24 protein-coding genes are annotated in these 25545 nt (G+C 43.0%); 12 read left to right on the plus strand and 12 right to left on the minus strand.

From position 1 onward, the window contains the following. Positions 1-71 precede the first annotated feature (71 nt). Positions 72-1313 carry a hypothetical protein gene (locus DESYODRAFT_RS11135; RefSeq protein WP_007783048.1) on the minus strand — a complete coding sequence of 414 codons (1242 nt, stop codon included), beginning with the start codon at positions 1311-1313 and terminating at the stop codon, positions 72-74. A gap of 77 nt (positions 1314-1390) precedes the next feature. Between DESYODRAFT_RS11135 and DESYODRAFT_RS11140 the strand changes: the two genes are divergently transcribed. Next, positions 1391-2194 (plus strand): hypothetical protein, encoded by an 804-nt coding sequence (locus DESYODRAFT_RS11140; RefSeq protein ID WP_007783049.1) that lies wholly within the window; start codon positions 1391-1393, stop codon positions 2192-2194. 165 nt (positions 2195-2359) lie between these two features. Here the strand turns inward: DESYODRAFT_RS11140 and DESYODRAFT_RS11145 are convergent, their stop codons facing one another. From DESYODRAFT_RS11145 to DESYODRAFT_RS11155, 3 genes are all read right to left on the minus strand, one after another. Beyond that, the gene (locus tag DESYODRAFT_RS11145; RefSeq protein WP_007783051.1) at positions 2360-3337 is read right to left on the minus strand and encodes a hypothetical protein; all 978 of its coding nucleotides are present in this window, start codon (positions 3335-3337) and stop codon (positions 2360-2362) included. A 230-nt stretch (positions 3338-3567) separates the two neighbouring features. Then, positions 3568-3807 carry a DUF2922 domain-containing protein gene (locus DESYODRAFT_RS11150; protein WP_007783052.1) on the minus strand — a complete coding sequence of 80 codons (240 nt, stop codon included), beginning with the start codon at positions 3805-3807 and terminating at the stop codon, positions 3568-3570. A 35-nt stretch (positions 3808-3842) separates the two neighbouring features. After that, positions 3843-4067, minus strand: a complete 225-nt coding sequence (locus tag DESYODRAFT_RS11155) for a DUF1659 domain-containing protein (RefSeq protein ID WP_007783054.1) — start codon at positions 4065-4067, stop codon at positions 3843-3845. Between the two features lie 184 nt (positions 4068-4251). Here DESYODRAFT_RS11155 and DESYODRAFT_RS11160 point away from each other — a divergent pair, with 184 nt between their 5' ends. Then, positions 4252-5148, plus strand: a complete 897-nt coding sequence (locus DESYODRAFT_RS11160; protein WP_042338448.1) for a DUF3102 domain-containing protein — start codon at positions 4252-4254, stop codon at positions 5146-5148. Between the two features lie 297 nt (positions 5149-5445). Here DESYODRAFT_RS11160 and DESYODRAFT_RS11165 read toward each other — a convergent pair whose 3' ends face one another. From DESYODRAFT_RS11165 to DESYODRAFT_RS11200, 7 genes are all read right to left on the minus strand, one after another. Further along, positions 5446-5973, minus strand: coding sequence for a Uma2 family endonuclease (locus DESYODRAFT_RS11165; protein ID WP_427854325.1), 528 nt, complete (start codon positions 5971-5973; stop codon positions 5446-5448). A 273-nt stretch (positions 5974-6246) separates the two neighbouring features. Then, a complete protein-coding gene (locus DESYODRAFT_RS11170) occupies positions 6247-6948 on the minus strand; it encodes an ABC transporter ATP-binding protein (RefSeq protein ID WP_007783060.1) in 702 nt (233 codons plus the stop codon). Continuing rightward, positions 6941-8767 (minus strand): branched-chain amino acid ABC transporter ATP-binding protein/permease, encoded by a 1827-nt coding sequence (locus DESYODRAFT_RS29770; protein WP_007783062.1) that lies wholly within the window; start codon positions 8765-8767, stop codon positions 6941-6943. The genes DESYODRAFT_RS11170 and DESYODRAFT_RS29770 overlap by 8 nt, the downstream gene beginning before the upstream one ends. Continuing rightward, positions 8724-9608: a branched-chain amino acid ABC transporter permease gene (locus tag DESYODRAFT_RS11180; protein WP_007783063.1), complete on the minus strand. Its 885-nt coding sequence runs from the start codon at positions 9606-9608 to the stop codon at positions 8724-8726. Before DESYODRAFT_RS11180 ends, DESYODRAFT_RS29770 begins: the two co-directional genes overlap by 44 nt. A gap of 259 nt (positions 9609-9867) precedes the next feature. Further along, the gene (locus DESYODRAFT_RS11190; RefSeq protein WP_007783065.1) at positions 9868-11097 is read right to left on the minus strand and encodes an ABC transporter substrate-binding protein; all 1230 of its coding nucleotides are present in this window, start codon (positions 11095-11097) and stop codon (positions 9868-9870) included. A 254-nt stretch (positions 11098-11351) separates the two neighbouring features. Continuing rightward, positions 11352-12371 (minus strand): ketopantoate reductase family protein, encoded by a 1020-nt coding sequence (locus DESYODRAFT_RS11195; RefSeq protein WP_242833623.1) that lies wholly within the window; start codon positions 12369-12371, stop codon positions 11352-11354. Between the two features lie 22 nt (positions 12372-12393). Beyond that, complete coding sequence (locus DESYODRAFT_RS11200; RefSeq protein WP_007783067.1) at positions 12394-13236, minus strand: beta-keto acid cleavage family enzyme; 843 nt, start codon at positions 13234-13236, stop codon at positions 12394-12396. Between the two features lie 318 nt (positions 13237-13554). Between DESYODRAFT_RS11200 and DESYODRAFT_RS11205 the strand changes: the two genes are divergently transcribed. From DESYODRAFT_RS11205 to DESYODRAFT_RS26630, 10 genes are all read left to right on the plus strand, one after another. Then, positions 13555-14970 carry a sigma-54 interaction domain-containing protein gene (locus DESYODRAFT_RS11205; protein ID WP_007783068.1) on the plus strand — a complete coding sequence of 472 codons (1416 nt, stop codon included), beginning with the start codon at positions 13555-13557 and terminating at the stop codon, positions 14968-14970. A 233-nt stretch (positions 14971-15203) separates the two neighbouring features. Then, positions 15204-15878, plus strand: a complete 675-nt coding sequence (locus DESYODRAFT_RS11210; RefSeq protein ID WP_007783069.1) for a 3-oxoacid CoA-transferase subunit A — start codon at positions 15204-15206, stop codon at positions 15876-15878. Continuing rightward, a complete protein-coding gene (locus DESYODRAFT_RS11215; protein WP_007783070.1) occupies positions 15871-16509 on the plus strand; it encodes a 3-oxoacid CoA-transferase subunit B in 639 nt (212 codons plus the stop codon). The genes DESYODRAFT_RS11210 and DESYODRAFT_RS11215 overlap by 8 nt, the downstream gene beginning before the upstream one ends. Before the next feature lie 753 nt (positions 16510-17262). Continuing rightward, positions 17263-17553 carry a putative quinol monooxygenase gene (locus DESYODRAFT_RS11220; protein WP_007783071.1) on the plus strand — a complete coding sequence of 97 codons (291 nt, stop codon included), beginning with the start codon at positions 17263-17265 and terminating at the stop codon, positions 17551-17553. 51 nt (positions 17554-17604) lie between these two features. After that, a complete protein-coding gene (locus DESYODRAFT_RS11225) occupies positions 17605-18384 on the plus strand; it encodes an SDR family oxidoreductase (RefSeq protein WP_007783072.1) in 780 nt (259 codons plus the stop codon). 144 nt (positions 18385-18528) lie between these two features. Then, positions 18529-19755 (plus strand): CaiB/BaiF CoA transferase family protein, encoded by a 1227-nt coding sequence (locus DESYODRAFT_RS11230; protein ID WP_007783073.1) that lies wholly within the window; start codon positions 18529-18531, stop codon positions 19753-19755. A 347-nt stretch (positions 19756-20102) separates the two neighbouring features. Then, a complete protein-coding gene (locus tag DESYODRAFT_RS11235) occupies positions 20103-21392 on the plus strand; it encodes an MFS transporter (protein WP_007783074.1) in 1290 nt (429 codons plus the stop codon). A gap of 441 nt (positions 21393-21833) precedes the next feature. After that, a complete protein-coding gene (locus tag DESYODRAFT_RS11240) occupies positions 21834-22376 on the plus strand; it encodes a hypothetical protein (protein WP_007783075.1) in 543 nt (180 codons plus the stop codon). 258 nt (positions 22377-22634) lie between these two features. After that, positions 22635-24395 (plus strand): sigma 54-interacting transcriptional regulator, encoded by a 1761-nt coding sequence (locus DESYODRAFT_RS11245; protein ID WP_007783076.1) that lies wholly within the window; start codon positions 22635-22637, stop codon positions 24393-24395. Then, positions 24361-24687 carry an AAA-type ATPase lid domain-containing protein gene (locus DESYODRAFT_RS26630; RefSeq protein ID WP_157137162.1) on the plus strand — a complete coding sequence of 109 codons (327 nt, stop codon included), beginning with the start codon at positions 24361-24363 and terminating at the stop codon, positions 24685-24687. Before DESYODRAFT_RS11245 ends, DESYODRAFT_RS26630 begins: the two co-directional genes overlap by 35 nt. Positions 24688-24921: 234 nt before the next feature. Here DESYODRAFT_RS26630 and DESYODRAFT_RS28155 read toward each other — a convergent pair whose 3' ends face one another. Beyond that, positions 24922-25095, minus strand: coding sequence for a hypothetical protein (locus DESYODRAFT_RS28155; protein ID WP_157137163.1), 174 nt, complete (start codon positions 25093-25095; stop codon positions 24922-24924). Positions 25096-25545: the final 450 nt, after the last annotated feature.

The raw sequence follows: 25545 nt of genomic DNA on the forward strand, positions 1-25545 counted from the left end.
CCGGAAGTCCCGGGAAACGAAATGGCCCAGGAGGAGCTGAGGCTTGTGGTGCGGCTGGAAGACCCTTATCTTTAAATCCCCATGAGCATATTCGTAAGATCTTTAACTAACTTCCCTTGGTCGTCACAGATCTTTACTCTGACCATATCCTCTTCTAACGTGAAATAAAGAATATATTTGCTTCTGGGATCACCATTAACTAAAGGACCTGTGGGATCGGGTATACTTTTTCTGGCAATGCTAACCGGCCCAAAGAGATTTTCTGCTTCGAGGATAACTTTAGGTTCTTGTTCATAATTACAGATAATTAACTTACCCCTATGACCCTCATCATAACTGGTATGGACTAAGCTATAATCTTCATTGTAGGTCGTTGAGGACAGAGCAGGCACCGCACCCAGAGGATCAGTGTTGAACGGAATGGTATTCAATTTAAGTATGTCATGATAATCAGATCTATTTCTTCTGACCATAAAAATATCCAGGGTTTGATTATCAGAAGACTTAGAAGGGTCATCACTAAACTTCATACCTATAAAGCCGTATCCATCCTCAATAGCTTGTGCCTGAACAACCTGGTTGATCAGCGGTTTATTATTGGGGGTTAAGGGCAGACCGGCAAAATTCATGGAGTAGAGGTCAATCCCGTCTCTGGTAAGTGAGGTATAGGTAAGGGTATGGTCCAGGTTGTTGGCATTGATTATTTGATAGGGTTTTCGTAAGAAGGTCATATCCCGGTTGGGTGGGTTATTTGTTTCAAAAAAAGGAAAGGCCGGTTGCTCAAGATTCTTTACATATAGTAAATTATCATTGGCTTTAGAGTAATAGAGGTTACCTTTGAAATCCAGACTATTAGCTTCGTCAAAACCATTGATAGGTATGAATTCCTGTTGGGTATGTAAATTCCGGTCAGCATCCCTGGTAAGCGTTGTTTTGAAAATCCCTTCAATATAAGCGGTAATTATACTGTTACCTGAGAAGGGGGTATTGGATAAAATAACCTTATCAAGGTATTGGTGAGTCGGAAATTCTGCTAAGAGTGTACTCTCACCGGTAACAACATCCAAATAGGTTAAATAAGAGTAGTTAAGATTACCCTTGAGATTGGTCGCTAAAACTAAGACAGCGTTTTCAGCTAAGATGAAATTATCCAGCCAAACAATAGCTTTAATTTGGCCGAACTTGGGAGATGTCAATTCCAGAAAGGGTTCCCGAAAGCTGGGTTTAGGAAGCGCTTTGTTGGCAGAAATTTGAGTTATAACAGTCGCCAATAATACGACAAGTGTCAATAAGAACATCAAGTATTTCTTCATCCGTTAGCCGATATCCCCCTCCATAATATGGTATAATAATTAATTATATCACAAATCAGGTATGAAGGAGCAGGGTCATGGCTATCACTGAGTGGTTAATGGAACAGTTTAAAGCTATTCATAAGGTTATATGGATCATTTTGCTGCCCATAATTTTAGATATTGGTGAACTTAGTCTTTTTGAAAGAATTTTCAAGACTGAATACGAGCCGATCTCCAAACTATTCAACTTAAAGATAGGGTTTATTTCAGCCCCGCCGAGTATCAGGTATATCCTGGAAGATTTTCCGTCTCTGATCTTTCAATATAATTCAAGCGCTTTTCGCGGAGTTATAAATCAAATCAACCTGACCAACATGTTACTTCTTTTATCCGTTCTTCTTGTCACAAGTTTTTTGGGCAGTGGTTATTTATCCGTTATCAGCCAAGCAGGGCATAAAAGGGTAACGTTCAAAGACTTTCTCAGAGATGGCAATAAAGTATGGTTTAAGTTTTTTAGCCTTACTCTCTTAGGGGTTATCCCCATTCTCTTGGTCTTAATCAAAAAGGAATTAGGTTATGCTTATTTAAGTTTAATATATCTGCCTTTGGTTTACGTGAAGTACTCAATCGTGGTAGATGAAGTAAGTCTAATCGATAATTTTAAACTTGGAATTAGCTTCTTATTTAATAACCTAGGCTTAACCATCAAGATGGCCTTTTCCTTTGGTGTTTCCTTTTCCCTTGTGGGGATAGGTATTTACCCTTTAGCAGCCATGGGCTTTCAGGGTATTGTCCTGGGAGCAATTATCACGGCTTATTTCGGAGCAGTTATTAATAAAGCCGTGCTGGAGATCTATCGGGAGATATCCGAAAAACAACGTGAGAATTTCATTCAATAACATAAAACAGTTTATATGCTATTATTTATAAAGAAACTATCTGAAGTTCGACGGCTGAAGACAGTGAAGAGGGCGTTTTGTTGAGCGTATGACCAACAAAAGCGCCCTCTCTGTCTCAATTCAACTTAATTGCTATGCACTACATTAAACCATCAGATATAATTCTTAAGGTCCTTTATCAACTGTAATGTTGCTATTTTCCTGCACGAACTTTTCTATGGCCGCTCTTTCCGCTAATTCAGCATCCAGGGCTGTGTTGCCGGTCGCCCCCCCCGAATAGGGTTGATTATGGGGGATCTCAATAACATGAACGGTGGGATTGGCAATACTCTCGATATATGCTGGAGATGCCCAGTATTGACCATTATATTGAACAACATTTCCTGCAGCCATAGCGTTTTGTAATATAGATAAATCACCAGGATTATATGGAGCCCATCCGTTTGCCTTAGGATTAAAAGCCTGAGACTTAGCGGGAGCAGGCTTTGGGGTTGAAGGAGTGGTCTCGGCGGCTGCAGGTTGAGGGGCTGGACTAGCAGCAGGTATGTCGGCTTTGGCGTCTTGGGCTGCAACTGGGTCTGGATAAGTGGATGTCTTAATAACGGATCCGGTTGAGTTGTCAATAATATTTGTCTTGATCGTGATTTTACCTGGCTCAACACCGTTAAAGCTTTGGTACATCAGGCCTGAGAACGTAAAACCTATTAAGCCAATTTGGCTCCACTCGGTAAACTGAGCTGGATCTACTTTTACATTTATTTCAGTGTAATCCTTATTGAATTCGATCTGCTTAAATATCGTTTTATTTTCCTCAGCTGCTAAAAATTCTGTTGTAATATCATTTATGGATTTGGCCAGATCGTCCATCATTTCGCGGTGCTGTGTTTTGCTCATAACATAGGTAATAGTTCCATCACTGTTTTGAACGACATCATGAACGCCTTTATCAAGAGCTTCTTTCCTAATTGTTTCGAAATCTTTTCCTTTAAAAAGCGAAGCGGGAAGATTCACTTTTACATCGAACAGTTCCTTTTCGACGACTTGTTTCTCCTCAGGTTGCCCAGCTGCAGAATTGGTTTTAGAGCACCCTAATAGAGATGATGCAATGAATATGGTCAGGACAAATATTAATATTTTTTTCATATGGACCTCCTTAATAGCTTTTTAAGTTATGTTCAATAGGAATTAGTTTCTTCCTTCTTTTCGACAAATGATTGTGTTTTTCGGGAATGGCACCTTTGATCATAAGCAGAAATAACCGCCCCTGGCTAGGATTGCGGTTATTTCTTATAACGTCTAATTCGGGCTAACCCTTTGTTTAGACAATCGGCTGGGCTGGCGTGCTTGCAGCACGTCAGTCCTTTTTTCTCCACCTAAGCTTGCGGCGGGTCGTATAAGTCGTTGATCGTGGTTCCAACAACCTTAATATCCCGCTTTCCAATCAGTTCGCCGCTAGGCGTAAGGAATACATTCTTCTGAATGATCGTGTCCATAACGGCTTCGGCTTCAGCCTTATCCAGGTTTTCCTTCGGATCGGGGATGGTGATGGCAAACGTTTTGCCGCCGGCAGTTGTAAACGTTAACCTTACCACTTTATTTGTTGTTACAGCCATAGTGCACCTCCTTTTTTTATAAATTTTTCGAAGGGTTACTCATCGAGTAGCTCAAAATTTTTCCTCAGGATCACGTTCGTTATCGGATGCTGTCCCAGACTGAGTAAAGCTGCCGCCACATCATAAACATCCTGATCGGAGGCGTCAGCCTTCAGGTAATTCACGCTTTTCTGTTTGAGTTCCGGGCTGCCTGTGGGCGTGGTCCCGGTCTGGTATTTTACAATCAGCGTTGAATTTAAAGACGTTGTACTTACTGCCATCGTCCTCACATCCTTTCCTACCTATTGACCGGCCGCTTTGAAATCAGCCTGTCCGTTCATTTTATGATCTTGTCCGTCCGAGGGTTACAGTCTGCGGCCGACCTATAAAAAAGTAAGGTTTGTCACACGCATAAGCCTCGCCCCATATTCTGTGAATAAAGTAACAGAAAGGGCAGATAACCTTATGAAGGATTTGATGACAGATCGCACGCCGCTTGTGATCGCGGCTGAAATAAACACGATTAGACACCAGACCGGGAAGATCCTCCTTGCCGGTGCCATTGAGATTGGCCGTCGCCTGAAGGAGGCTAAGGATTTGATTCCCTATGGAGAATGGGGCAAGTGGTTGAAAGAATCGGTCAGTTACTCTCAGCGAACGGCCGATAGGCTAATGCAGGTTTGTGAAGAGTACGGGACGAAACTGCTTGCTTCCCCTGACAGTGATGGCTTGTCAGATTCGTCACCGGTGACGAATCTGACCTATACCCAGGCACTCATTCTCTTGGGAATCCCGGAAGAGGAGCGGGAAGAGTTTATTGCCGAGCACGATGTTGAGAGCATGACCAGAGTGGAATTGCAACAGGCTGTCAAGGACAGAGACCAGGCTATTCAGGAGAAAAAAGACCTCGAAAATGACCTGATCTTAAAAAGCAGCAAACTTGCCCAATTAGCCACTCAGACCCAAAGCCTGGAGCAACAGGTGAACGACTATAAGTTGAAATACTCCGCCGAGCAGGAAAAAGTCACCTTAAAGCAAAGGGAGCTGGAGGCGGCCAAAAAAGAGGTCCCGTCCGCCAGAAGAATTGCCGAACTGGAGAAAAAGCTCAAAACCGTGGAAACCAAATCCTCTCTTATGACCGCCGAAGCACAATTCAGCATTCACCGCGATAACATGATTAAAGCCTACGATGAGCTGCTGAAAATGCTCACTGCATTAGACAGAACGGATCCGGAGGCGAAGGAAAAATACAGGGAGACGGCGAGTATGATTGTTGAAAACATGGCGAAGAGGCTAAAAGTATGGCCCCCCGTTATCAGGACAAATTTGTCGATTAATACGACTCAGTCCGAGAGGGGTTAAAATTCAGCAGCTACCTTGTCATGACCTCATGTATCTGCTCAATATACTTGAATGTAATATCCAGTTCTATACGGAAATATTGAAAGACGGTTTGGTCGGACTTGAGCGGTGCACTGTCTTGGGAGAGATATCCGATGTCAGCTCGTGAGCCAAGGCGTATTTCACCGTGATCCAGGTTTTCCTGATCTAAGATTAATTTTATAAATGTCAGGCGGTCTTTGGCGTACCAGGCTAAAGGGGCTTAATGCAAAAGGCTGAAGCAAAAAATATGCTTCCAGCCTTTTGACAGTCTTCGTTCTAGTCAAATATGTTGCGTAAGTCAATTGCCAAGTCATTCAATATCCCATCGTTTATTGTTTCGTCTTTCCCATACACTGCTGGTTCAGTAAATACATTCTCGGAAAATTTATAAACTTCCACAATCTTATTCAATGGATCAACTATCCAGTATTCACGAACTCCTGACAACCGATAGCGTCTTAATTTGACTCGTTTGTCTTTTAACGCTGTTGACGGACTCAAGACCTCAACCACAAGGTCTGGAACACCGACACAGCCTTTCGGGTGTATCTTCGAATGATCGCATATCACCGTTATATCAGGTTCAACATAGTTATCATTCTCATCATCCAACCATACACCAAAAGGTGCTGGAAAGGCCCTGCACTGTTTACCCTTCAGATAAGTATAAAACTCACCATATAAATTTCCGACAATAGCTTGGTGTTGAGATGAAGGAGGCGGCGTCATATCGTAAATTACACTATCAATACGTTCCCAACGTTCAAATCCGAATTCCAATGGTTTTTCTTCCAAATAAAGCACCCCCCTTGTAAAATTATACCATGGTTCATTAGGTTTTAAAAGGCGGGGTCCACCAGTATCCCCAAGGGGGATATGCTCAGCCATGGGAATGTGATGCATAATCCGGCCATTTCCGCAGCGTGATCATGTCGCCCAAGGCTTTTTGCGGAAAATCTTCTCCGCTGGCTGGAGGCGGTCAGCGAATTTAAAGCTTATACCACCGCCGGTCCCAATTCCGCCTAGGCCTTGTGCGCGAAGAGTTTGCCGGCGGCGGGGGAGAGAGCTGAACTTTATTTAACCAAGATAGGCTTTGAGAATCTCTTCGCTGGAGCCGATCTCTTTTCCGGTACCCTCCATAATAATCTTACCTATCTCCAGAACATAAGCCCGGTTGGAGATTTCCAGGGCCATAGCCGCCATTTGTTCAACAAGCAAAATCGTGATGCCTTCGGCGCAGAGCTTTTTCAACAGATCAAAAATACCCTGGACAATGATGGGAGCCAGACCCAGGGAGGGCTCATCCAGAATCAAGAGCTTGGGTGTGGTAATCAGGGCCCGGGCTATAGCGAGCATCTGCTGCTCACCACCGCTTAAGGTTCCGCCTGACTGATGTTTCCTGTCACTTAAGATAGGAAACAGCTCATACATCTCTTGAATACGTTTATAGACTAGTTTTTTATCGCGCTCTGCATATCCGCCCAGCAGCAGGTTTTCATAAACGGTATGTTCGGGGAAGATCTGCCTGCCTTCCGGCACAAGCCGCACACCCAAACGGACAAGAGCATCGGATGATTTTTTCGTAATATCTTCACCGTCAAAGATGATCCTGCCTGATGTGCTGCGTACCAGGCCAACAATGGTTTTAAGAATGGTACTTTTACCGGCGCCGTTGCTGCCGATAATTGTAACAATTTCCCCTTTATTCACCTGAAAAGACACATCATGAATCGCTTGAACCTTACCATAAAATACATTCAAATTCTCTACATTAAGCATATTCCGCCACCGCCGTTCCCAGGTAAGCTTCACGTACAGCACTATTTTCCTGAATTTCCTTAGGATTGCCCTCCGCGATTTTCTTGCCGTATTCAAGAACGATGATTCTGTCCGATATATCCATGACCAACTTCATGTGGTGTTCAATCAGAAGGATTGTGATACCCGAATTACGGATACGCTTGATCAAGTTGGCAAAGTAGTTGATCTCCGTTTCATTGAGCCCTGCGCAGGGTTCGTCCAGAAGTAAGAGCTTGGGTTCCATGGATAAGGCCCTGGCCAGGTCCAGAAGTTTCTGCTGCCCGTAAGAAAGACTGGCAGCCTCTTCGTTGGCCTTGTCCAACAATCCTATGGTATCCAGGTATGCGAGGGCTCTTTCCTTGTTTAACCTTTCCTGCCTGCGCATCTTAGGCGTGCGCAATAATGTGCCGAATATGCCGTATTGAAAAGCCAGGTGCTTGCCAACCAGCACATTTTCCAGAACCGTCATCCTGCCGAATAAGCGAACATGCTGAAACGTTCTGGATATCCCCATACCGGAAATTATATAGGGCTCAATGGAATTCAATTTCCGGTCGCGAAAAATTACTTCGCCGGTACTGGCCCGGTCCATCCCGGTTATCAGATTAATGGTAGTACTTTTGCCGGCCCCGTTGGGTCCTATTAAAGAATAAATGGCACCTCTTTCAATTTGAAAACTGAGGTCTGAAACGGCGGCAAGACCACCAAAATATTTCGTTAAATTTTTAAGGTCCAGGATATATTCAGATTTATCAGGGGTGTTATCTTCATCAAGATTGTAGTTATCCAAATCAAAATGCTTTTTAACTTCATTAGCATCGGGAATTTTCTCATTGCCATAGGCCATAACGAATTTTTTAAGTTTGCCGATGATACCATCAGGCATGGTAATCGTGATAACGATCAGCAATAAACCATAGAAAAACAGCTTGATATCGGGTGAGGCGCTAAAAAATTCAGGCAGCACCGTAATAATCACAGTCCCGACGATGGGTCCGGCCAAGGTACCGGCTCCCCCAATAACCACAACCAGCAAAATATAGACAGTATAGTTAAAACCAAAGGTATCAGGGCTTATATAGCCGCTGTAGCCTGCATATAAAGCTCCGGCAGTACCTGCATAGATGCCGCTGATTAAAATAGCGATAACCATAAATAATCTTACATTGACCCCGGCACCGGTAGCCGCTATGGCATCATTTTTAATGGAGCGGAAGGCACGTCCCAGGTAGCTTTTGGAAATACCCCACTGGACAATCAGACCTATTAACATCAAAGCTAAGATTAAGTAATATTGTCCCAGCCAAGTTAACGGCTCCCCAAAAAAGGAGATGCCTTGATTATACATTCCGGCGGGACCGCCTGTCACAGTGTTCCATTCCACCAGAATTTCCTGAACTATGACGATCAGGCCAAGACTGATCAGGGCCAGATAGTGGCCGGAAACCCGGAAAGCCGGTATGGATACGAATAAACTTACAAAACATGCCACAAGTATTCCAAATAATAATCCGACAATAAAGGGCATATCAAACCTGGTCATCATCACAGCAGCGCCATAGGCGCCGGCGGCATACATGGCGGCTGAAGCAAAATGAACAAGTCCGCAGTAACCGGAAGAGATATTGTAACCAATGCTTATAATGATGGTAATAAACATGACAATCACATACCTGGCATAATACTGGCCGGCAAACATGGGGAAAGCAACTGCCAGAACCAGGATCAGGGCATAGAGGAGATAAGAGAGGTTCTTATAATTTAACGGCTGCGGCTTTTTTGCGGAGCTTAATTCCACTTAAGACACCTCCCGGCATTAACAGAATAATTAAGATCATGATGACAAAGGAAACTGCATCCTTTAACCCTAAGGGAATATATCTTGACAAGAGTGCTTCTAAAATCCCTAAACTCCAGCCGCCCACAAAGGCTCCTTTGGTATTGCCCAATCCTCCAATAAGTGCTGCGGCAAATCCCTTCAGTCCCACAGTCATGGTCATGGTATAACTGACAAAGGTTATGGGTGCCATGAGAATACCGCAGACAGCAGCGACTCCGCCGGCAAAACCAAAACAGAGCACGATAATAACCTCACTCTTAATGCCCATAATCTTAGCTGAGTCGGGAAGGGATGAAACTGCCCGGATGGCATTGCCCAAGGTTGTCTTTTTAATCATGGCCTGGTAGGAAATAGCGATCACTAAGGTTATGACAACCATGGCAATCTCGTGGAGCAGGATTCTATGGCCCAGCAAGGTGATCTCAATTCCTCCAAAAAGATAGGGGAAAGGCTGAGGCTCCGACCCGAAGATAACCCGTGCCAGATTGTCAAGGATGATGCTTGCCCCCAGCAGGGTGGTTATCCAACCAATATTGACATGGAGATTACCGAGAATTTTGACACAAGTTTCATATAAAATGATGTTCACTGCTGCGGTAATGACAATAGAAAGCAAGATTGCCAACCAAAGGGGAAGTCCGATCATATTAACAAGCCAAAACCCGATGATGGCTCCTGTCATAACAACAGATCCGTTGGCGAAGTTAATAATTCCGGTTGTTGAGTATACTATCCCGATCGCCAGAGCCATCAGAGCATAAATGCTCCCTGTTGTCAGTCCAAATAATATATCCTGCATATAATTATCTCCTTCAAAAAAGTATACTCAAGGTGACGCGCACCGCAGGTGTCTTCTTGCTGGTGCTGCGCCAGGGGAATGAGCGGCTGCCTTGGGAAAAGACTCAGCCGAATCCCCCTGTCCTCCCAAATTGGCCCGCGCGGGCCAATTTGGGACAACCAGAGAACCCGAACGTACTCAATGACATTTAACGACTCTGAAAAATGACTCGCAAGCAGGGCAGTTGACCCGAGAGACCCCATTTTCATCCTCTGCTTACTTATTTATCCAAACGATAGGCCAACTCTCCCATGAATTTATCCGTGGAGATTTCCAGCTGAACAATTTCGTCCACATTCACTCCATCGTGGTTCGTTTTAGAAAAGGCGTAATTATTGGCATAGTACCCTTTAAATTGATCTCCGGACTCCAAAGCTTCCTTAACCTTATCACTATCCACGGACTGGGCTTTTTCTATGGCAGCTTTAAGGAGCATCACAGCATCATACCCGGTGGCAATGGTTGAAGGGTTGATGTCTCTCTTGCCCGGTCCGTAGGGCCCATACTCGGCAACAATTTTCTCGTATAACTTCTGACGGGTATCATCAAATTTGGCATCGGAACGAGGGGGTGCCCAGGCAGCGATTCCTATGGTGCTGCACTTGGTTGCTCCGGGTCCGGCAAGTTCCTGGAAGTTTGGCAATGAAATGCCGGTATAACCAAGTATCTCCAAATTGTCAATATAATTCACACGTTCAAGGGCCTTCACGATCTTGGCACCATCTGCTCCCAGTGTCCAGAACAAGGCGCAGTCTGCGCCCGAATCTTTAATTTTTTGAGCGACAGGGGTCATATCCGTAGCATTGGGTGTATAGGATACCTCCGCTACACTTTGTTTACCTGCTTCCGTCAAATACTTTTTCATATCGGCCAGACCTCCTGCACCCAGGGCCGAGGTATCCTGAACCAATGCTATCTTTTGGTAGCCTTTGGCCAGGGCAAGCTTTACCAGGGCTTCAGCCTGCATATTATTAGGAAGCATTATCCGGAAAGTATAGGGATATTGATTAGCGTCAATAAGGGCCGAAGCGGTTGCGATATTGAGGATTTGAACTTTCTTATTTTGATTAATAAATGCCTCTGTTGCGGCAACACTTGTAGAATTAGAGGGACCGATTATAAAGTCTGCATGTTCTTTTAATAGTTCCTCTTCAATGTAAGACTTGGCTTTCGTGGGATCAGCCTCGTCGTCCCTATATACTGCCCGCACGGTCATGCCCATAATGCCGCCGTTAGCGTTGATTTCTTTAATGGCCAGTTCCATGCCGTTTTTTGTACCATTTCCCAAGGTAGCTGAAGGCCCGGACATAGCGCCTACTGCGCCGATAACAATTTCTTTTTTGCTTTCCTGTTTACTTTCCTGGGCAGCGGGTTTGTTGCATGCGGTTAATAACAGGGCCAAACCAGCGGTTAATATGAAAGAGCAAACCAGCCAATTACGTTTTTTCACGTTATCATCCTCCAATATCTCCATTTTAGTCGGATAAAAATAATTCTCTGAGCTTTTGACCTAAAAAGAGCAATTCACCTCCCTACAACTAAAATGTGATCTGTTGTTTCTCGTTAATAGTTCCCACACAAAACTCCATTTTTCCGGGGATGGGTTTCTGTACAGAACCATATTACTGCAAGAAATGTGCCAATAATCTGACTTTTCAATCATTTAACTTTGTGATTCAGGTCTAAAGGTAAGGTTAGATTACTTCACTTCAAGTGAAAATATTGCAGATTATCCATACTGAGCGGGAACGTCCCTGCCTCAATGCCTCTGACGACTTTTACAACTGTATCATTGAAGGGCGTAGGAATACCTACTTTCTTGCCTTCGGCACTGATATAGCCGTTTATCATGCCTATTTCTGTCAATTTGCCCTTTTCCAGGTCCTGCAGCATACTGGCTTTGGCCGGCCGCAGATTATTCAGGATATCATAGAACATCAGCTGTGACCTCTGGAACTCTTCTTCTGTACCAATGCTTCCCAAAAGAGTCATGTCCTTACCGCCTAAGTGAGGCATCTCATAACCCAAGGCTTGGCAGACTGCAACCCCCTCATGGGCGATATAGCTGAGACAAGCACTGGCCTTGGGATTATCAATAAGATCTCCAAAAACACAGCCCAGGGCTGCCGACATTCCGCTCCAGCAGCTGTTAAACATTACTTTCAGCCAGCGAGCCCCCATCAGATTGCTCGTAATGCTGACCGGCCCCATTTTTTCCAGGGTGCCTGCTACCATCCGGATACGGTTCCCGATAACACCATCCAGCTCACCTATTTCAAATAAGGTATCCAGTTTGGTAACGTCCGAAGTTAACTCAGAAACACCGGGCTCAATAAAGGTTGCCCCCCAAAGAAGTGTTCCTCCCACAGTTCTCTCTTTGCCGATGATCCTGGCCACGCTTGGTTCAGGAACTCCATTTTGCAGGGTACATACTGTACTATCCGCCTTCAGAAAGGGCAGCAGATGATTCAGGACTTCCTCATTAGCCGTCTGCTTGGTAAGCAGAAACACCAGATCATAGCAGCCTTCCATCTGGTCGGGGGTGATAGCCTTGACCGGCACGGTAAAATTTGCACAGCGGATTAGTCTGGCACCCTTTTCATTAAGTGCTTTGACGTGATCCGTGTAGGCGTCGATTAAATGAATTTCCAACCCGCTTTTGGTTAGATAGGCCCCCAGGATCATACCCATTGCCCCGCAGCCCAGGATCGCAGTTCTCATCATTTATTCCTCTCTTTCAAATGTCTCAGCGCACCAGAGGCTTGATGCCCAAAATTTCCCGGGCCTCGGCAGGAGCAGCAATGTCTTTGCCAAACTCCTTAACCACCCTTACGGCCCGCTCCACCAGCATAACATTGGAAGCTTTGACGCCCTTGGCGTACATCACATTGTCCTCCAGGCCGACCCGGATAGCGTTTGCGCCCAGGGCCAGGGCAGCATACATGATGGGCATATGGTCCTTTCCGATCCCAAAGGCAGACCACTTGCTGCCCTCCGGCAAATGGCGGACCAAATGCTGCAGGTTTTCGACGCTGGCCTCCATACCGCCCAGAACGCCCAGTACCAGCTGGCAGTACAGCGGAGCTTTGAGGACCCCCTGCTTGACATAATGCTTGGCGTTGCCCAGCATCCCCATATCAAAAATCTCCACCTCGGGTTTTACATCATAGTCTTGATAGCACTTGCCCAGCTCTACCAGGAAATCGGGGCTATTATCGAAGACAAAAGAGCAGCCCCAGTTCATGGATCCCGCATCGTAGGAACCCATCTCGATGGCCGGGATAGTTTGGAAATGAGCCATTCTTTCCCCGGGTTTTGGATTCATTGCCCCGGAGGAGGTGCAGCAGATCACCACATCGCAGTCCTCATGAGCACGCAGCAACTCCACAGTCTTTTGGAAACGAGCCGTTTCCATAGAACCGTTGCCCTTATCGTCCCGCATATGCAAATGCACTATAGCCGCACCGGCCTTCCAGCAGTTATAGGCGTCTTCCGCGATTTGCTCCGGAGTCAGGGGAATATTTTCATTAATCTCCTTGGGGGTAACTGCGCCGGTTAGGGCCGCTGTCAGGATAATCTTGTCAGGCATGAGTTCTCTTCCTTTCTATTTTCCTGGTTATTAATAAAAGCAATATTGGTGCCAACTTAATTGTGGTTTAAGCATCTTAAACCTTGATACTATGCAGGGGAGGATTGAAACAGGTGAACTCTGCCGGTTTCTGCCTATTCCAGACTGAGGGGCAATCTGATTGAACAGGGAAGAGCTCTTTCCAAGTTGGACAGGTTATCCTCCGAGAGTTCTGCGATATTGCAGAATTTTGCAACATTGCAGAATATTCTCGCAATGTTGCAAAATTCTGTTATACTTAAAGTGTCTACAGACGTGTACTAGAGGAGGTAATATTGCATGGAACACGAGGGCTCATTTTACGCTGAAATTCTGGATAACATTAATATTGGCATCTTTGTGCTGGATGCAGAAGGCAACTACCTCTATTTTAACGACGCCTATTGTAAGATGAATTATAAACCGCCGTCATTTTATAAAAATACTTCGGTTCCTAAAATGAAAGAACTTGGCATCATTACAAGCGGGGCCTGGGAAAAAGTCATGCGGGAAAAGCGTCAGGCTACGGTACAGCTCACCGTCACAGATGAAGATAATGACAATTCCTATCAAGTATTTGTCTCCGGTACGCCCTCTTTCACCGGCGACGGCAGCATCAATCATGTCATTTGTCTGGCGGAATCCGTTGAAAAACTGAACATTCGTATCCAGACCGGCATATTGAACAAGTGCTTCGGCACGAATTCCACCATGCCCAAACTCCCAAAAAGTATTGACATCATTGCCGAAAGCCCCGGCATGAAGCTGCTTTTGAGCCAGCTTTCCATCGTGGCCAAAACCGATGCCGCAGTCCTGATCATCGGTCCCACCGGTTCCGGCAAGGAGGTGGTGGCGGAATATATCCATCGGATGAGTGCCCGCGGCAACGGCCCCTTTATCGTGGTGAATTGCGCCGCCATACCGGAAAATCTCTTGGAATCGGAGCTCTTCGGCTATGAAAAAGGTTCCTTCACCGGTGCCTCCTCCCTGGGAAAAAGGGGCCTCATCGAGATGGCGGACGGCGGAACTCTGTTTCTGGACGAAATCAACTCCATACCTCTCAGCCTGCAGGCAAAATTGCTGCGCGTTCTGGAAACACGGCAGGTTAAACGGGTCGGTTCTCTGGCGTCCAAAGCCATTGATTTCCGCCTTCTGACCGCATCCAACGAGGAACTGGAAGCGCTAATCAGGGAGAAGCGGTTTCGTTCAGACTTGTTCTATCGCATCAGCGTTGTACCCGTCCGTATCCTGCCCCTTCTGGAGCGAAAGGAGGACATCATCCCGCTGGCCCTGTACTTTCTTCAGCATTTCTGTAAAAAGTATTCTTGTATGAAGGTGCTCTCGGAACAGGTCATGGATTTCATGCTTTCTTATGATTGGCCCGGTAATGTCCGCGAACTGCGCAATTTCATCGAACGTCTCATCGCCACCTCACCGGAAAGCGATTTGCTGGTTGAAGGCATTCCCGCCGGCCTTTTGCAGACAGCAACGCAAAGGGAGCAGAATCCGGTTCGTCCCTTGCTGTCTCCCGTGGCTGAAAATACGACCTCAAGCATTGATGAGAGCCAATTTTCCTATCAGTCCTACATGAACCAGTGCGAGGAGCAGTTGCTGCGCAATGCTTTCGCGCACTTCAAAACTCCCGCCAAAGTGGCGGAAATCTTAAAACTGGACCTGTCCAATGTCTATCGAAAAAAGAAAAAGTATAATATCTGATTTGCCGTGTCAGGCAGACAATAAAATAAAATGCTTTTAGCAGCCTTAGTTCGAATTTCCATGGGACTGAGGCTGTTGTTTTTATTTGGCATACTTATTGCAATAGCATGTGACGCAAAAGACTGGGGAAGAGCCCCTGGACTTGCATTTGGCAAACCGGGATTTCTGCAATGAACAGCGCAGTGGAGTTTCAAGCTAAGAACTTCTATATTTTTAGGAAAGGTTGATTGAGGATGGCACAATTAGTGACACTTGAAGAAGCAATTGGCAAGATTCGGAATGGAATGACTATCATGGTCGGAGGATTTCTCGGGTGTGGAGTCCCGGACCAACTTCTGGAAGCTGTTTGTCATAAGGAAGCCAGGGAGTTAACTATCATAGCCAATGACACAGGTATTCTCGGGGATGCAATGTCCCAGCTCATAATCAAGCGCTGTGCGAGTAAAGTTGTCGCAACCCATATAGGAACCAACAAAGAGACCGGGAGGCAAATGACCGCGGGTGAACTTGAGGTAAAGCTCGTGCCCCAAGGAACGTTAATCGAGCAAATTCGGGCGGCAGGATCAGGTTTAGGAGGAATCTTAACCCCAACGGGGATCGGAACGGTTATCGAAAAAGGTAAGCAAAAACTTGTTGTAAACAGCACTGAATATCTACTTGAACTCCCCATCCGTGCTGATATAGCCTTATTAAATGCCTATAAAGGAGATAAGACCGGAAACCTGGTCTATCGCCGTTCAGCCCGTAACTTTAATCCCATCATTGCCATGGCAGCGGATATTATTATTGCCCAAGTGGATCATATCGTTGAGGATGGAGAGATCGATCCGGATGAAGTCATGACTCCCGGTATCTTTGTCGATTATTTGGTTCAGAAACAACCGAGGGAGGTTCCTAACGTTGGATAAGGAAGCAAGAATGGATTGGTTAGTTAGACGAGTGGCCCAAGAATTCAAAACCGGGGATGTGGTCAATTTAGGAATCGGAATTCCGACGAAGGTTGCCGGGGCATTACCGGAAGGAATAAAGATAATCCTTCAATCTGAAAACGGTTATTTGGGAGGCGGTCCGGCACCGGAAAAGGGAAAAGAAGATCCCAATACGGTAAATGCCGGAGGGCAATATACGACGATCTTGCCAGGCGGCTGCAGCTTTGATAGTGCCACATCCTTTGCCATCATCCGTGGCGGGCATGTAGATGTCACAGTGCTGGGGGCCCTGCAAGTGGATGAAGAGGGGAATTTGGCCAATTGGATGATACCGGGCAAATTAGTTGCGGGAATGGGTGGGGCAATGGACTTAGTGGTTGGAGCACAACGGGTTATCGTTGCCATGGAGCATACCGCCAAAAATGGCAGTTTCAAAATCCTGAAAAAGTGCACCTTGCCTTTGACAGCAGTCAAACAAGTCAATCTGATCGTTACTGATATGGGAGTTATCGAAGTAACTCCCATAGGTTTGATCCTTAAAGAGCTGGCCCCTGGCTTAACCTTCGAGGAAGTTCAAGCCAGTACGGAAGCCTCTTTGAGCATTCGGTGATTTACAAACAAAGGGATAGTGACAAAATAAATGAATAGCTATGAATTTCCAAAGAACACCATTCAACAGTTTGGACAATGAAATGAAAAGCCAGTTCCTCTAAATAAGACAAGATGAAAGAAGTTTTTTCCTTTCATCTTGTTTTGCTTAGGGTTTTTTATTTTAAGGTGACCTGTAGCAACTCTATTTCAACTAGTGTGATTAGTTCAATAAATTAGATATTGGAGAAGCTTAATTTAAAGCTAACGATTCAAATTTGGATCGTTAGCTTCAAATTTGAATCGTTATGTGGATGAAAGATTCAACCAAATCTCTTTTTGGCGAATTCCAGACTATCAAGATGCCGCATAAAGACTCAGTTTGAAGGCATAAGGCCAATTATGTTTGACTTTTTTTGTTCATGGCACGATTATTGCAATCATAGCATATGACGGTTTATTCCGAACATTTAGTCAATTTAAAGTTTGATTAAGCTTTAGTATAGACTTTGCCTAAGATAATAATGAAGTTCTTTAGGCGGTCCTGCCAAGAACTTGAACCAGACTAAATAGTTTCCAGTGAGTTTATCCATTGCTTTTTGCTGAGTTCGGCCTTGGCAGGTACTTTAGAAACTGTGTTCTTTTTACGGGTCGCGGGCGACCATACACAGACTTGTTTGTGACTGATGCCAAGAAGGAAGGAGGGGAATGAAGGATTTTGAGAATTAAGTGCTTTGATTATGATTATTAGATTGTAAAAGAGAGGGGATATTTTATGATAACAATTTTAGCTTTTATGAAAGCTCTACCTGGCAAGGAAAACGAGTTAGCTGAAGTATGTGCCCTACTGGCAAATGAGGTGAAGGTTAACGAAAAAGGTAACTTTATGTACAAAGTTCACGTTGCTGCTGCTGACCCCTCTGAATTTATTCTTGTAGAGAAATATGAGGACGAGCAGGCTTTAGAGATTCACCGGAATACAGCCTATTTAAAAGAAGCTAAGGTTAAGTTCCAAACTCTACTTGCTGTTCCACTCCAATTAAAATTCTTAAATGAACTTGAGTAACTATTGATGTTATTTTTTATGAAAAAATGCTTATTTATGGAGGGATGTTAGGTGAGGCGCAATCGAGAACTCTTTGATTTAACCGGACAAGTGGCTATTGTAACTGGCGGAGCTTCAGGTATTGGTGTTCAAATGGCATATGCTCTGGGGGAAGCGGGTGCAAATCTGGTTATTGCAGCAAGAAAGATCGAAAGGTGTATGGAGGCTGCAGTCAAAATGGAAGACGATCTTGGGGTGAAAGTATTACCAGCCAGAGTAGACGTAAGTATACCTGAAGAAATTGACGATTTATATGATTTAGTAATGAAAGAATATGGTCGTGTAGATATCCTAATCAATAATTCTGGAGCTTCATGGGGCGCACCTTCTCTGGAATTTCCCCTTGATGGATGGAGAAAAGTAATCAACACCAATCTTACCGGTTCGTGGCTCATGGCTCAGAAGGCAGGTCAAATAATGGCAAAACAAAAGTATGGAAGAGTTATTAACTTGGCTTCTCTGGCGGCGTTCGTTGGCGCACCTGCTGAAATTATGGATGCAGTACCTTACCAAGCGAGTAAAGCAGCTATTGCTGGTTTAACCAAGGATTTGGCAGTAAAGTGGGCAGAGCATAACATTACAGTAAATGCCTTAGCACCAGGTTGGTTTCCAAGTAGAATGACTAATGGAACGTTAGACAAGAGTGGAGAACTAATGTTAAAGAATATCCCTGTGCGACGTTTTGGCTCCGATGATGAACTAAAAGCAGCTACCTTATTTCTGGCTTCGCCTGGTGCCAGTTATGTTACTGGCGTCATCTTAAGTGTCGATGGTGGATGGGTTGCTCAATAAGGATTATATATTTGGGATGAAGAAGATGAACTTTAAGAAAAGAAACGATGATATTGTCTGCGTTAGCGCAGTTAGAACACCTTATGGCCGCTTCGACACAGGGTACAGGAGCGATCATCTGGGTTAAATAGGGGGAAGAAAAGATTGAATAAGCAGATAAAAATTCTTGAAGGTATGAAGGTTGTGGATCTAACAAGAATTTTAACGGGACCATATTGTACTCAAGTTCTTGCTGATATGGGAGCACAAATCGACAAGATAGAAGATATAGGGCCAAATGCCAATGAAAGAAGTTGGCCGCCTTATGCTCCGGGGACTGAGGAAAGCACTTATTTTTTGGGAATTAATAGAGGCAAAAAAAGCATCGAGTTAAATCTGAAAGAACAGAAAGCTAAGGAAATCGTTCATAAATTAGTTGCTGAGGCAGATATAGTTGTTGAGAACTTCGCCCCCGGTGTTGCGGGCAAATTAGGTGTTGGATATGAAACCATTAAAAGCTTAAAGTCCGATATTATTTATCTTTCTATATCATCCTTTGGACAAACGGGCCCCTTAAGCAAATTGCCAGGTTATGATATGTTAGCCCAGGCTATGGGTGGATTACTGAGTATTACAGGACTTCCGGATACACCCATAAGGGTGGGGTCTTCTATGGGAGACATAATTGCAGGACTCTATGGTGTGATCAGTATTCTCGGAGCTTTGAACTATAGAAATAAAACTGGCGAAGGGCAGCATATTGATATAGCTCTAGTTGATTGTATATTTACTTGCCTGGAGAATTTTGTACCGGCGTATACCATATGTAATCAGCTTCCTCAGAGACGTGGCAGCAGGCATCCAGATGGAGGCCCGTATGATGTATATACTTGTAAGGATGGATATGTCTGCATTGTAGCTTCTAATGAAAAGCTATGGGGAAATATGTGTAAAATCATGGGTTGTTCCGAACTGGCTACTGACCCTAAGTTTAACAGCAATCAAGCGCGTATTGCGAATATTGAAGAAATGACTGATATCATAAATCAATGGATGAAAGATTATACCGTTGCGCAGGTCATTAAAGCGTTCCGTGAGGGTCGTGTACCCGTCGCTCCAATCTTGGAAATACCTCAGATTGTAGAAAGTGAGAATACTAAATTTCGGGAAATGTTAATTGAATATGACCATACAACAGCCGGAACAATCAAAGTTCCGGGAAATCCCATGAAATTTGGGGCTTATAATGCCAAAGCAGAGTCGCCACCACCTTTTAAGGGCCAGCATAATATCGAAATACTCACTCGATTAGGCTTAGATTCCCAAACAATTGAGGATATGATTGAGTCCGGTATTGTTGGAAATGGGCATATTGTAAGAGCAAAGAAGTAATCTTAGAGACCTCAGAGCCTGTTGCTCACGCTTCATTTTTGAAATCTCCATTCTGAGGCTTGATGGAGATATTTTCAAACTAGACCTTATCATATTATCAGAATTATGTTCAGAATATTATGAATATTAGCTGCTTACCACCGATATTTGCTTAGAAATTGCAAATTTAATGGATAAGCATAGCAGACAGACAAAACAGGAAGGAGGGTTCTCCAAATGTAATAAGGGAAGGTACCATTGAAATTATATTATAGGTGCTTTAGGGAGGTTCAAAGGAAGGATGAGAAACAAGTTCGTCTGTATGAAAGATTCTTACGTTAATATTAAAGAATTTGGGGGGGAATCAAATGAATAATCAACGTGTCACGCCCATACCGGATAGGAATGCGCCACTGAATGGGTCAATGATCGTAATATGGATTTTTGCTTGGCTTGCTTTAGTGTTGGATGTAATGGATTGGCAGTTAGTTTCAGTTTCGGCTAAGGCTATTAGTACTGAATTCAACATACCGGCATCAATGATGGGGTTTGTTTTGGGAGCGCCATTGCTAGGAGCAGGCCTGGGTGGCCTTATCTCTGGAGTTTTATCTGATAAGTTAGGAAGAGTACGTGTTATGTTCTGGTGCCTGATCTGGTACTCGTTATTTACCATAGCATTTGCATATGCTAATAGTATTGAAATGATGTTGGCCCTTAGATTTTTAGTTGGTATTGGTTTAGGAGCACAGTGGGGAGTTGGGAATACTCTGGTTGCAGAATGCCTTCCTTCAAGAATGAGAATTATGTGTTCAGCTGTAATACAGACTGGTTTTGCCTTTGGACCGATGCTGGCGGCTTTTCTAGCGAAAACCGTCATGCCTACTTATGGATGGAGGTCCCTATTTTGGTTTGGCGCTATCGGAATAGTTGTAGCTATAGCGGCCAAAATCTTCATTGCTGAACCTGAAGCATGGGTGCGCTCAAAAGAACATGCAACAGCAAGTGGGCTTAAGATGGGTAGTTTAAAGAGACTCTTTAGCACAGAAATATACGATTTTACTGGAACAACCATTAGAAGAAATACCATTGGAGCTTTCTTTCTAGTTGTCTTTTCGTTATTGGCTTACTGGAGTGCCATGAGTTGGATTCCTAGTTGGTTAGCAACTGATAAGCATATGGATATTGTTAAATCTATGAATTATATGATGTTTCTAAACATTGGAGGTGTCCTAGGGTATGTATTATTTGCATTCATAGCTGATCGCTGGGGAAGAAAGAAGCCTGCGTATGTAGCACTGTCAGCTTCCTTTATTGCTGTATTGATCTTTGTAAGGATTGGGGATAATAACACTTTGCTAATGTTTGCCCCTGTTTATGCATTTATTACTTATCCCATATTTGGATTATTTGGCGGATATATGGCTGAATTATTCCCTACTGATATCAGGGGTACGGGCGTAAACACAATATACAACCTCGCCCGAATGATGAGTTTCTGGGGACCCGCGATGTTGGGTGCGATTGCTGCATTAACGTCTTTTTCCTTTGCCATCGGGGCGAGTGCATTCTTGTATCTATGCGCGATTGTACCGCTCATATTCTTGCCTGAGACCATTAAAAAGGCAGTAAGCAGAACTGGCACTGCAATTGACGTGTAAAACAACAATTAATACTATTACTACACATGCGGCAGAGGATAGGCTTATATGCGCTGTCGCATGCTTATTTGTAGTTTTAGTATTAAGTAAAGCAATTATAAAGATATAATGAGACTATACAAACAACTCAATGCTTACCCGTATTAAAAGTCTGAGGAATAGTACTGAATTAGTGATTAGGAGTGAAACACAATGTGAAAGAGAAAGATAAAAATAGTTATTAAAACGGCTACGTTTTTAATTCCTTCGATTATTATTTTTTTAGGGGTAACCGTATGGTATATTAAAGAATTCCTTTCAATTGATTCGCAAACTAATATTATCGATAAAATTGGTTGACATACCTAATGATATCTTTATTTCTGCAATATGTAATTTACGTAAATGCTAAAAAACAGATATCGGATTAGAGCATAGGTTATGGTGAAATGAGGTATTCAAATGGTTAATTGGTGGATAATCGGTGGGATAGCAATAATTGTTATAGGGTGGACATGGTACCGAGGAAATAATATGATCAAGTCTCGGGAAAGTCTTATATGTGAAATCACCAGGGTAGGAAACATTAACGCTAAAGATATCTATTATTTATCATATCATGGCGGTGTACCTGCGATACCCAAACCCCAGAAGTTGAATATTGCCATAGCTAACCAATACATCCTGTTATTCAATGACAAGGGAGATAATGAGAAAATATATTTTAGAAGTTTTCGTAAGATTGATAAACTTACCACAAGAAAAGGGCCGAATTTAAAGGGTAAAAGTATTGTATTATGGGGACCATTTGTAGGGCTGTTTTTACAGGTAAAGTTAAGGTACTTCATTATTATTGAGTATCTTGATTCCAATAATCAAAATAATAATATTCTATTTGAATGTGACCTCAAAGGTCATAAAGATCTATATGACAAGATTTATGGGTATTACAATAAAGCAAAAAACGAACCCAATCCGCGAATAGGTGCTTGGGCAACGTGGTAGATATTCTTATTATTGGATTTGAGGTTATAATATTTTTTAATAAACTATTTTGGCTGCCTGAAATAGGCAGCCAAATAGTTTATTGGACTTAAAAGTGCCATCCATTTGACACGATTGAGATCTTAGATTTACTTACCAAAATATTCACCAACTTCAGTAGGTGCGTCATTTAATATATGGTACAATTTAAGCAAGTTCGGTTGGGGTTCAACCATACATAAAGAAACGATGGAAACATGAGTTTAATGGGGTGATAAGATGATCGATAAATTGATAAAAACTGATCCATTACCTGTCACACTCGAAACAAAGGTTGAATCTGTCTTGGGTTTATACTTGGACATGGGGCTGCTAAGAATACCTGTTGTAGATAATACAAGAAAATTTTGCGGTGTAATTAGACTCAACAAAGATATTTTGTTTAAAATACTAAATAATGGCGGCAAGGCGAAGGAATACCTGGATTCAAAGTATTCTACTATATATTTGAATGATTCAATTGAAAGTATAGATTGGAAAAAAGAAACCTATCTCCCTGTTATAGCTGCTGACGGTATGTATCAAGGGTATGTTGTTGAAGAAGATGCAACCAACTTTATCCATAATTATCAGAAGATTCTGCTAAAAACTATTAGAGATCAAGACATCACCGGGATTGTCGCCATTGATCAGAGCAACCGCATTACGTTTGTAAATCGTACTGCAGAGAAATTGTATGGGTTAAACAATATAAAAGGAAAATTGATCACTGAAGTTAACCCTCAGACGATGCTTCATAATATCATCAAATCCGGAAATTCGTTGTTCTCAATAACTATGAAATTACCCAATGGTACACAAGTTTTGGCTGATTTTCATCCGCTTTATGAAAATGATGAGGTTATTGGCGCTATAGCATTCTTTAATAGTATCGATGAAATCGATGAAGTGCTTAAGAAATCTCATCAAGTCATGGAAATTGCCCTTAATTCATCTTACGACGGTATATGGATTACAGATAATAATGGAAAAGCCATCTATATCAATGATGCTATTGAACGCATTACCGGCTTAAGAAAAAATGAATGCATCGGAAGATATTCGCAAGATCTTGAGAGGGAAGGGATTCTTAGCGAGTCGGTTGCTATGAAAGTAATGAAGGAAAAGGATATCGTTACAATATTACAAGCAACTCCATCCGGGAAAAAAACTCTCGTGACGGGTACTCCAATCTATAGTGAGAATCATGAAATATCATTTGTTGTTGTTAATAACAGAGACATTACTGAATTGACGGCTTTAAGGGAGAATTACCAAAAATCTCAAATTTTAAAGGCAGAGCTTGAAAATTTAAAGACAAAATTAAAACGTTATGAAGAGAAAGAGATAATAACTAAAAGCAAACAAATGAGAAAAATACTTGACTTGGTGGAAAAAATTGCGCCCTTAGACTCTACAGTGTTGATTAATGGTGAATCAGGAGTTGGAAAAGAAGTCATCGCCAAACTATTACATAATTTAAGTCCCAGATCGAAAAATGGAAGATATGTTTCCATTAATTGCGGAGCCATACCTAGCACTCTTCTTGAATCGGAATTATTTGGCTACGAAAAAGGTGCTTTCACTGGCGCGATCAAAGAAGGCAAACTGGGACTAATGGAACAAGCGCATAATGGGACACTCTTGCTTGATGAAATAGGAGAATTGCCTATGGATATGCAAGTAAAACTCTTGCGGGTTCTTCAAGAACGCAAGATAGTGCGATTGGGAGGAACAAATGAGAAAGAATTGGACTTGCGAATTATTGCTTGTACAAATCGGGATCTACATGAAATGACTCAGCAGCATCTTTTTCGTGAGGACTTATTTTACCGACTCAATATTGTTCCTATAACGATACCTCCTCTCAGAGAAAGGACCGAGGATATTTCGGGACTTTTACTATACTATCTGGATATTTTTAATAAAAAATTTAAGACTGCTAAGTATTTTTTCTCCAGCGGTCATGGATCTGTTTGGCAAGTATTTGTGGCCTGGTAATGTAAGACAACTTATCAATATTGTAGAAAGATTGGTGATTACTTCACAGGGTGATTTAATTGGATTAACCGATTTGCCAACCGAGTTTTTGGGATCTGTTTATAGACAAGAAACATTTGAGGAAATTATCGTGGATGACTGTAAAACTCTGAAGCAAATGGTGGGAGAATTCGAAAGCAAAATTGTCGAAAACGCTATGAAGCAATATGGTACTTCTCGAAAGGCTGCCTCAGTATTAGGAATAAGTCAAGCATCTGTTTTGCGCAGAATCAAGAAAAATCATCAGGAATAATCCTAAACTGGTCAGTGAGCTTGCTGTATCTGAGGGTCAGGAAATTTACGGTGACGATACGCTTCTGATCGCAGATATTCCCCTACGCTTCAAATTTGAATCGAAAGCATCAAAGGCATCAAATGTGCCATGTTTGGGGATGAAAACGTCAATCAGATGATTGTTCTTGGCAGGTTCCGCAACTTCAAGTACTATGCCAAGACTAGTGCCTTCCGGCAATGTGTTGAAGAAAGGTTAGTGAATAAATATAGCATAATAATAGCCGAAACTAATAACTGCTAATATCCAAATAACTGTCACACCTGATTTAACGACTCTATCATGACGCTTAAGACATTCAGGGCAAAGCCCAGAGTCATATATTTCTTTTCCACAACTACTACATGTATAAACTGTTTCAGTATCCAATAGTCCCACCTCCCCTGAATCTCGAAGATCCCTCCTTTCTAAATCAAGCAGCAAAATTTATGCCAAAAGACGTATTAGTAAAGCATCAAATTTTAATGTGAAATTCCCCCCGATTTTCAATAGTCGAAAATCGGGGGGAATTTTTTTGTGCAACTCTATTCTTAGTCAACGCTTCATATTTGAATCGTACGCTTCAAATTTGCTTTGCTTTGGGGAGGAAACGTCAATCAGATGATCATTCTTGGTGGGGTCTGCAACATCACGAACCTTGTCAGAGCTGGCGTCTGAAGACAGAGGCCATTAATGTTGATATTTTCTAATACATGGCATGACTATTGCAATAACTTTACTATATTCAGAACATTAAATAAATTTAAATATTTAAGGGGGTGAAAGGTGCCAAACGGGAATACCTTTCGGTGAAATCTGAATATCTAAAGGAGGAATTAG

Source organism: Desulfosporosinus youngiae DSM 17734 (assembly GCF_000244895.1).
Lineage (GTDB): Bacteria > Bacillota > Desulfitobacteriia > Desulfitobacteriales > Desulfitobacteriaceae > Desulfosporosinus > Desulfosporosinus youngiae.

What these genes read in the sequence shown, in the direction of transcription:
- DESYODRAFT_RS11155 (WP_007783054.1), bottom strand. Translation starts at nt 4,067, where the DNA reads ATGGCAGTAAGTACAACGTCTTTAAATTCAACGCTGATTGTAAAATAC.
- DESYODRAFT_RS11235 (WP_007783074.1), top strand. Translation starts at nt 20,103, where the DNA reads ATGAATAATCAACGTGTCACGCCCATACCGGATAGGAATGCGCCACTG.
- DESYODRAFT_RS11245 (WP_007783076.1), top strand. Translation starts at nt 22,635, where the DNA reads ATGATCGATAAATTGATAAAAACTGATCCATTACCTGTCACACTCGAA.
- DESYODRAFT_RS11140 (WP_007783049.1), top strand. Translation starts at nt 1,391, where the DNA reads ATGGCTATCACTGAGTGGTTAATGGAACAGTTTAAAGCTATTCATAAG.
- DESYODRAFT_RS11145 (WP_007783051.1), bottom strand. Translation starts at nt 3,337, where the DNA reads ATGAAAAAAATATTAATATTTGTCCTGACCATATTCATTGCATCATCT.
- DESYODRAFT_RS11220 (WP_007783071.1), top strand. Translation starts at nt 17,263, where the DNA reads ATGATAACAATTTTAGCTTTTATGAAAGCTCTACCTGGCAAGGAAAAC.
- DESYODRAFT_RS11195 (WP_242833623.1), bottom strand. Translation starts at nt 12,371, where the DNA reads ATGATGAGAACTGCGATCCTGGGCTGCGGGGCAATGGGTATGATCCTG.
- DESYODRAFT_RS11210 (WP_007783069.1), top strand. Translation starts at nt 15,204, where the DNA reads ATGGCACAATTAGTGACACTTGAAGAAGCAATTGGCAAGATTCGGAAT.
- DESYODRAFT_RS11240 (WP_007783075.1), top strand. Translation starts at nt 21,834, where the DNA reads ATGGTTAATTGGTGGATAATCGGTGGGATAGCAATAATTGTTATAGGG.
- DESYODRAFT_RS11150 (WP_007783052.1), bottom strand. Translation starts at nt 3,807, where the DNA reads ATGGCTGTAACAACAAATAAAGTGGTAAGGTTAACGTTTACAACTGCC.
- DESYODRAFT_RS11205 (WP_007783068.1), top strand. Translation starts at nt 13,555, where the DNA reads ATGGAACACGAGGGCTCATTTTACGCTGAAATTCTGGATAACATTAAT.
- DESYODRAFT_RS11170 (WP_007783060.1), bottom strand. Translation starts at nt 6,948, where the DNA reads ATGCTTAATGTAGAGAATTTGAATGTATTTTATGGTAAGGTTCAAGCG.
- DESYODRAFT_RS26630 (WP_157137162.1), top strand. Translation starts at nt 24,361, where the DNA reads ATGGATCTGTTTGGCAAGTATTTGTGGCCTGGTAATGTAAGACAACTT.
- DESYODRAFT_RS11180 (WP_007783063.1), bottom strand. Translation starts at nt 9,608, where the DNA reads ATGCAGGATATATTATTTGGACTGACAACAGGGAGCATTTATGCTCTG.
- DESYODRAFT_RS11160 (WP_042338448.1), top strand. Translation starts at nt 4,252, where the DNA reads ATGAAGGATTTGATGACAGATCGCACGCCGCTTGTGATCGCGGCTGAA.
- DESYODRAFT_RS11135 (WP_007783048.1), bottom strand. Translation starts at nt 1,313, where the DNA reads ATGAAGAAATACTTGATGTTCTTATTGACACTTGTCGTATTATTGGCG.
- DESYODRAFT_RS11200 (WP_007783067.1), bottom strand. Translation starts at nt 13,236, where the DNA reads ATGCCTGACAAGATTATCCTGACAGCGGCCCTAACCGGCGCAGTTACC.